Genomic DNA, 7589 nt, shown 5'->3' with positions numbered 1-7589 from the left:
TACAGCCGCTCGATCAACTACGACATCTTCAAGGGCAACATGGCGTCTCTGCCCTTGTTGATCTACACCGAACTCGACAACCCCGAGCACGCCGGCTATCTCCGGGTCTGGGGTGCCGCCCTGACCCTTATCATCGTGGTGGCCGTCGTCAATCTAGTCGCCGCGGCGATCCGAGTCTGGGCAGGACGTGTGCGGTAGCTTCGACGTCAGCTCGGCGGCAGCTTCACCACCCTGTTGTTGCCCCGGTCAGCGACGTAAACGTTCCCGTTGCCGTCGATCACCACGCCCAGCGGAGTGTTGAGTCCCGTGAACGGCAGCTCGGTTGTGGTGTTGGACCCGGCCGACAATTTCACCACCTTGCTGTCGTCATGTTCGGTGACGTACACGTTGCCGGCCTTGTCCACCCCCACACCCCAAGGCACATGGACGCCGGTGAAGGGCAACACCGTCTGATTCGAGCCGCCTTCCAGCTTCAGCACCCTGTTGTTGTCGGTGTCGGTGACGTACACATTGCCGGCGTTGTCCACCGCCACACCGTCCGGGTGATTGAGGTCGGTAAACGGCAGGTCGCTCTGGGTGCCCGAGCCGACGTCCAGCTTCACCACCCGGTTGTTGCCCCGGTCGGCGACGTACACGTTGCCGGCGGTGTCAACTGCTACGCCCTCGGGGTAGTTAAGGCCGGTGATCGGCAGGTCACTCTGGTTGTTCGACCCGGAAGGCAGCTTCACCACCCTGTTGTTAAAGTCCGCGACGTATACGGTGCCGGCGCTGTCGACCGCCAGGCCCTGGGGCTCATACAGGCCCGAGAACGGCAGCACCGCCGGGCTGCTCGACCCGGTCTGCAGTTTCACCACGCGGCCGTACATGCCCTGGTTGGTGACATACACGCTGCCGGAGCTGTCCAGTGCCACCCCGCCCGGGGAGAGGCGGAAGTTCAGCCCGTTGAACGGAAGGGTGGTTTGTCCGGACGCCGACTGCTTGCCGTGCGGCGCCAAAAACAGGTATGCGACCGCGGCGATGACGGCGACAACAACGACGAGCACACCAGCGCCGATCAGAATGCCCCGCTTGCCTTGGCGACGATCGGTCGGCTGCAGCCATTCCGGCAGGCTGGTTGGCGCGGGAGTCGGTGACCATCCTCCCGTCGGCATGCCCGGCGACGTGCCCGATGGCGCGCGGCGAGCCATCGTCGCACCGGCGCCGGGTGGGGCTGGCGCACGGGCCGTCCGGGGATCGGCGCCCACAGCGCGGGCCGGCCGGGTTTCTTCCTCGCTGTGTTGCAAAATCGTCGCTGCCTGGTGCTGCTCGGACGTGGTCAGCGCATCGTGGGCAGCCCGGGCGAACTCACCGGCGCTGCGATAGCGCTCCGCCGGGTTCTTAGCCATCCCTTTGGCGATCACCTGGTCTAAGGTCGGTGGGACCTGTCCGGGTCGCAGCTGGCTGGGCCGCGGCGGCGGTTGCATCAGATGCGAGGCGATCAACCGCTCCATGCTGTCCGTCGGATATGGAGGCGCGCCGGTCAAACACTCGTTCAACACGCAGGCCAGCGAATAGATATCGGCGCTGTGGGTGACATCGTCTCCGCTAAAGCGCTCGGGTGCCATGTAGTTGTAGGTGCCCACCGCGATGCCGGTTTGCGTCAGCGCCGGGTCGGTGGCGGCGCGGGCGATACCGAAGTCCACCAGATAGGCGAAGTCGTTTCCGGTGATCAAGATGTTTTCCGGTTTGACGTCCCGATGCGTGACGCCGGCAGCATGCGCGGCATCCAGCGCGGAGGCGACTTGGCTCACGATCGCAACCCCCCGTGCCGGGGGCATCGGGCCCTCCCGCAATAAAACGTTGCGTAGTGAGATCCCGTCGATCAGGCGCATCTCCACGTAGAACTGGCCGTCGATCTCGCCGTAGTCGTGGATCGGAACCACATGGGGCTCGGTCAGCCGCCCGGCCGCGTCGGCCTCGCGTTGCAGGCGCGCACGGAATATCGGGTTGCCCGAGAATTGGCCCGAGATCAGCTTCAATGCCACCACCCGGTGTTTGCGGGTGTCCTCGGCTTCGTAGACCTCGCCCATCCCGCCGCGGCCCAGTAGCCGCAACAGTTGATACGGCCCGAACCGCGATCCGACGCGCGAAAGCTGGGGGTCGCTCACCATCGATGCTCCCTTCCCCCGCCCAGCAGAGCAAGACGACCACCGCCGTCCGCAGCTGCCGACATTCCCGCCGCCGTTTCAAAACCGATGCTACCTGTCAACATGACAATTCCTTGGCGACTAAGGCCACGTGAAATGGCTTTGCTCATACGAAATTCTGAGCCAACTCATAAAACCCCGTCTCCGTTCCGGACAATCCTGACCTGTTTCACGCGATGGCATTCACCGCCGTGGCGAGTTTGTTTTTGAACGAGTCCGGCAGAGGTATGTATCCATACTGGTCCAAGCCGTCTTGACCGGCGCCAATTGTGGCTTGCATAAACGCTTTTACCGCAGCCCCGGTTGCGGAATCCGGATACTTCGAGCAGACGATCTCATACGTTGCCAGCACCAGCGGATAGGCGCCGGACTGCGTCGGCTTGTAGAACGACGTCGTGTCGAGCACCAAGTCATTGCCCTGTCCTTTGAACCTGGCCCCGTCGATCGTCTTGCGGACGGAGTCGGTGGTGATCGCCACCGGATCGGAGCCGGCTGACGTGATGATCTGCGCCATGCTCAGCTGACGGCCCACCGCGTACGACCACTCGTTGTAGGTGATCGCCCCGTCGGTGCTCTTCACCGCCGCTGACGTGCCGTCATTGCCGTTATACCCGTCGCCGACACCACCGTTGAACACCTCGCCGGTGCCCTTGCCCCATGCATCGTTGGATGCGGCATCCAGGTAGTCCTGGAAGTTAGCCGTGGTACCCGATTTGTCGCTGCGGAAGATGACGTGAATGGGCGTTGCGGGCAGGTTGGCGTCGTTGTTGAGCGCCTTGATCGCCGGATCGTTCCACATCGTGATGCTGCCGTTGAAAATCTTCGCGATTGTGGGACCGTCCAGGTTCAGCGTGCTCACGTCTTGATGTTGTAGGTGATCGCAATCGGGCCGAATACCGCAGGCAAGTCCCATGCCGGCGAACTGCATCGTGCCGCCGCCCTGTCGGGCTGACCCTTCGTCGGATCCAACGGCTTGTCGGAGCCCGCCAGATCAGTTTCGTTGCTGACGAACTCCTCCACGCCTTTGCCGGAACCATTCGCCACGTAGTCGAGCGTGTAGCCGGGGCATGCGCGGATATAGGCGTAGACAAATTGTTCAATGGCGTGAACTTGGGCGGTCGATCCGCTGGCATGGAGTTTCTTCTTGCCGCCGCAATTGACTGTTGTCGACCCGCCGTTGGATCCCGCCGACGATGTGTTTGCGTTGCTACTGCATGCCGATACCACGAGTGCGCTGACAGCCAGGACGCTCAGCACGGCGCCGAACCGGTGGAGGTTCGCAGAACTTCGCGCACGAGTCGGACGATGAACACACTTACGGGTGAACACACCGCGAATATACGGCGGTTCGAAGGTAAACGGAGCATGAACCGTCGAGCGTCGCCGCCCGAATCCTCCGGAGCGGCGTCAACCGTTACTGATTGAGGAACTCGAGCAAAAGTTCGTTCACCGTGTCGGCCTTCTCGATTTGCGGGCAGTGGCCGGCTCGATCGACCACCTCCCAGCGGCCGCCGTCGATCTGCTTGGCAATTTCGGCAGCCCACCCCGCGGGCAGGAGTTTGTCGCCGCCGCCCTCCACGACCAGCGTGGGCACGTCGATGCGCTCGTACGGTCGGGTGCTCGAAGGAGCCGCCGGCGGCGGCGCGCCGGGGCGGCGGTACCGGGCCGCGGCGACCGCCTCCCACGCTCCAGGCGCGGTGCTCGACTCGTAGCGGCGCCGCACGTAGTTGTCGTCGGCGGGATAGCTGGGGTCGTAGAACAGCGCCTCGACGATGCGGCGCATGGCCGGCAGGGTCGCGTCGTACTCGTAGAGCGCCTGCATGTACTGATTGCGCTGGATCTCTCCGCCGCCACAGATGACCGCCATGGTACGCACCGGCAGCCGCGGCGCATCCGACGTCGCGTCGGTGAGCAGCATGATGGCGCCCATCGAGTTGCCGACGAAGTGCGCGGAGTTAATGCCCAACTCGGCGCACAACCGCGCGACATGCCGAATTCGCATGCCGCGCCCGTCGTTGAAGTCGATGACTTTCGCGGACTCGCCGAAGCCCAACATATCGGGGGCGATGACGCGATGGTGCTCGGCCAGCTCCGCAATGTTGTGTTCCCAACCGATTTCGGCGCTGGCGCCGAATTCGCCCCCGTGCAGCAACACCACCGGGTCGCCGTGCCCGGCCTCTAAGTAATGGGTAACCAGCCCGTCGACTACTGCCGTGTTGCGCTGAATGGCCGTGCTAACTGCGCCGCTCCTCCTCATCGCTTCGTCCCCCTCGCCGCTGCGCGGCTGGGGGCACCCCCCCTGCATCGTCGCCGGCGCGGCTCATGCCGTCCCGCGGGCAGGAGGTGCAAACGTGACCAATTGCGTGGCGAGCAACTCAAGTTGGCCCTTGATCGTCATATCGGTCAATTCGCCGTTCTCATCCCAGATCCGGTCCGCGGAGTTGATCGCCACGCCGAGTGGAGTTGGCCAGGCACGCAGCGCGTGTCCGATGCTGCGCAGATGGTTGAGGGTGCCGACTGAAGCCTGCCAGCCGTATGCACAGGTGATGCAGCCCCAAGGCGTGTTGTCGAGATACACCCGCGGGTCTTCGCGCAAGTCTTCGATGTAGTCGAGGGCGTTTTTGATCAGCCCCGACACGCTGCCGTGGTATCCGGGTGAGGCCACCACAACAGCGTCGGCGTCTCGAAGCGCGCGAACCAATTCCGCGGCCTTCGGGGTGCGTTCCAGCTCGTGCGGACTGTACATCGGCAGATCAAGATCCTTGCCGCAGTACAGTTTGGTGCGTCCGCCCTGTCGCTCGACGGCCGCCAGGCAGTAGCGCAGTGCCCGTTCGGTCGACGAGTTCGGCCGTAAGGTCCCACCGATCCCGACGATGAGCGGCCCTTCGGTCTTGCTTGCAGTCATGAAGCCACCTACTTACTTGATTGCGATCGGATTCACCGGGGAGCCCACGGCGCCAACGACCCTCAGTGGTGGGGCGATAAGCTGGAATTCGTAGACACCGTCGGCGGCGCAGTCTTCGGCCAGCGCGGTGAGGTCCCAGTATTCGCCGAGCATCAGGCCCATGTCGCGCAGGCAGAGCATGTGCATCGGCAAAAACGTACCCTCGACCCCGGATACCGGGTCTTCCACCATGAGGTTGTCGGCGGCGACAGCCGCGACATCACGCTCGTAGAACCACGAGGCGCACCGCCAATCCAATCCGGAGCCAGGCTCGCTGCCGTCGCCGGTGCTGAGAAACCTTGCCCACCAACCCGTGCGGATCAAAACGATGTCACCTCGACCGACAGTCACGTGCTGAGACCGAACAACCTCGTCCAGCTCCTCGGGTGTGACCGGATTGCCCGGCTCCAGAAAGGTTTCCACGCCGCGGTGCCGGACGAGGTCGAGCAGCACACCGCGCGACGTGATGCCTTTGCCGTCGACCTTGTCAATACCGCAGTGGTATGCCCCGAAGCTGGTCACCGAGCTTGCCGGAAAGCCGTTGTAGAGCTGGTCGTCGTAGTAGACGTGTGACAACGCATCCCACTGGGTGGCGGCCTGCAGCGGCATGATGATCATGTCGTCGTTGAACCGGAACGGGTTGTCCTGGAAGTACCCGCTCAGTTGGTGTGCGACGGTGTTGCGGGCCCACTCGGGGCCATAGCGCACCAAGGTGCTGGCGTCGCCGCCGTCGACGGTCATGACGTGCATGGGGTTGTGCCGGAACTGAAACGCGCCCTGCGGGCCGCCCGACCCGAAGTCGACGCCGAGGGCGAAGACCTTGCCGTGCTTGACCAGGCGTGCCGCTTCGGTGACCTTGTCGGCGGTGATGAAGTTAAGGGTGCCCAGTTCGTCGTCCTCGCCCCAGCGCCCCCAGTTACAGACCTCACGGGCAACCTTGCGAAACTCGGTCAGGCTGGCCACGGAGCCGGTCCCTTCTCGAGGCCGCGGGCGATCGCAGCGCCGATGTTTCCGCCGTCCACCCATACGACTTGGCCGGTGATGTAGCTGGCCGCCTGACTGTTCAGGAAAACCAGCACCGCAGCCTGTTCCGCGGGTTCAGCGTTGCGGCCCAGTGGTTTAGGGATGTCGTCGAGGTACTGCTGGCCGTACGCGGCACGCAGCTGATCGAGTATCGGCGTTTCGGTGACGCCCGGCCCGGTGCAGTTGATGCGAATGCCTTTGGCGCCCAAGGGCACGGTGTTCTTCATTGTGTAGAGGATGATCGCCTCTTTCGACAACCGGTAGCCTCCGTCGGCCAGTGCATCGGGATGAGCGCGACACCAATCTATCCCCTCGGCCGCCGTCTGCGTATGCAGCAGCCCGGCCACCTCCTCCTGGTGCTCCCGGTAGGAGGCAGCCGCGAGCGACGACACGCTCACGACGGTGGAGCCCGCCGACATCGTGGGCGTGATGGCCTCGGTGAGGTGGCGCAGACCGAGGAAGTTGATGGCGACGACCCGCAACGGGTCGCCGATCCCGGAGGAGACGCCGGCGATGTTGAACAACGAATCGACCTGGTCGCCGATCGAGGTGACGGCGCGGTCGATGGAGGCCGGCTCGGTGAGGTCAAGCTGGTGAAATTCGGCGATGTCGAACGTGGGGTGGCGCATGTCGAGTCCGACCACGTCGGCGCCGAGCTCGGTGAGCTGCTGGGCGACGTGCGCGCCGATGCCCGACGAACATCCGGTCACTACCGCCCGGCGACCGTCGTAGCGCCAAAGTTCGTCGATCTGTGCCATGGGTCACGTGGTTCGCTGCTGGTCGGCGGTCGGGTTTCTGCTGGCCCACCCTTCTTCCTTGAGTTTCTGGGCCGCTTGCTCGATGCCGGCGTTCATTTCATCCATCGCCAGCGACACCTCATTGGCGGTGTAGTGGTCTCGACCGGTGGGCAGGCCGCCGAACGCATAGCTCTCGTCGAACTCAGGAGCCTGCGATGCGGGCCGGCGCGCTTCGACCTTTTCGATGATCGGCTCAAGCCGCTTCGCCTTTTCGGCCCTTGCCTTTTCGTCGCGTTCGATGAACTCGGGCAACACCTGCTTGCCCATCAGCTCGATGGACTCCATCGTCGCCTCGTGGCTGCGCGGGGTCAGCAGCAGGATGAGCTCGTCCACGCCGCTCTCCTCGTAGCCGCGAAGGAACTCGCGAACCGTGGCCGGGCTGCCGATCGGCCCTCGGCCGGGCCCGTAGGCGACCGTCGGATCCTTCTCGATCTCTTCGAGATATCTCTTCCACACGCCGGTCCGTCCGGGCGTGTGCATACCCGTCATGTAGTAGTGCATGATGCCGAACGCGAAGAATCCGCCGCCCTTTCCGATGCGTTCGACCGCCTGCTCGTCGGTCGGGGCGACCATCATGGACAGATCACCGCCGATTGCGAGGATGTTCGGATTGATCTGCGGCGTCACCGGGGCGCCGTG

General features: G+C 64.1%; 5 protein-coding genes and 4 pseudogenes. 1 reads left to right on the top strand and 8 read right to left on the bottom strand.

The window, feature by feature from the left end; all coding sequences use genetic code 11:
- Positions 1–198, top strand: a pseudogene (locus tag VFA16_RS07220) (phosphate ABC transporter, permease protein PstA); the annotation flags it as partial.
- Positions 199–206: 8 nt separating this feature from the next.
- On the opposite strand, the gene VFA16_RS07215 reads toward VFA16_RS07220, so the two are convergent.
- The 8 genes and pseudogenes from VFA16_RS07215 to VFA16_RS07180 form a co-directional block, all read right to left on the bottom strand.
- Positions 207–2150: a serine/threonine-protein kinase PknD gene (locus VFA16_RS07215; RefSeq protein ID WP_414687660.1), complete on the bottom strand. Its 1944-nt coding sequence runs from the start codon at positions 2148–2150 to the stop codon at positions 207–209.
- Positions 2151–2355: 205 nt separating this feature from the next.
- Positions 2356–3515: pseudogene (gene pstS / locus VFA16_RS07210) on the bottom strand (phosphate ABC transporter substrate-binding protein PstS).
- An 85-nt stretch (positions 3516–3600) separates the two neighbouring features.
- Positions 3601–4443, bottom strand: coding sequence for an alpha/beta fold hydrolase (locus tag VFA16_RS07205; RefSeq protein WP_324967151.1), 843 nt, complete (start codon positions 4441–4443; stop codon positions 3601–3603).
- A pseudogene (locus tag VFA16_RS23755) lies at positions 4421–4504 on the bottom strand (hypothetical protein); the annotation flags it as partial. The pseudogene VFA16_RS23755 and the gene VFA16_RS07205, both read right to left, overlap by 23 nt.
- A 2-nt stretch (positions 4505–4506) precedes the next feature.
- Entirely contained in the window at positions 4507–5091 is a 585-nt protein-coding gene (locus VFA16_RS07195; protein WP_324967150.1) for an NADPH-dependent FMN reductase, read from the bottom strand.
- Between the two features lie 12 nt (positions 5092–5103).
- Positions 5104–6093, bottom strand: a complete 990-nt coding sequence (locus VFA16_RS07190; protein ID WP_324967149.1) for a cyclase family protein — start codon at positions 6091–6093, stop codon at positions 5104–5106.
- Positions 6081–6911 (bottom strand): coniferyl-alcohol dehydrogenase, encoded by an 831-nt coding sequence (locus tag VFA16_RS07185; RefSeq protein WP_324967148.1) that lies wholly within the window; start codon positions 6909–6911, stop codon positions 6081–6083. Before VFA16_RS07185 ends, VFA16_RS07190 begins: the two co-directional genes overlap by 13 nt.
- Positions 6912–6914: 3 nt before the next feature.
- Positions 6915–7589: pseudogene (locus VFA16_RS07180) on the bottom strand (LLM class flavin-dependent oxidoreductase); the annotation flags it as partial.

The organism is Mycobacterium sp. (genome assembly GCF_035653355.1).
Classification (GTDB): Bacteria; Actinomycetota; Actinomycetes; order Mycobacteriales; family Mycobacteriaceae; genus Mycobacterium.
This window is presented reverse-complemented; position numbering and strand designations above follow the sequence as displayed.

Coding starts and splice junctions, on each gene's coding strand:
- VFA16_RS07205 (WP_324967151.1), bottom strand. CDS start 4,443: ATGAGGAGGAGCGGCGCAGTTAGCACGGCCATTCAGCGCAACACGGCA.
- VFA16_RS07195 (WP_324967150.1), bottom strand. CDS start 5,091: ATGACTGCAAGCAAGACCGAAGGGCCGCTCATCGTCGGGATCGGTGGG.
- VFA16_RS07215 (WP_414687660.1), bottom strand. CDS start 2,150: ATGGTGAGCGACCCCCAGCTTTCGCGCGTCGGATCGCGGTTCGGGCCG.
- VFA16_RS07185 (WP_324967148.1), bottom strand. CDS start 6,911: ATGGCACAGATCGACGAACTTTGGCGCTACGACGGTCGCCGGGCGGTA.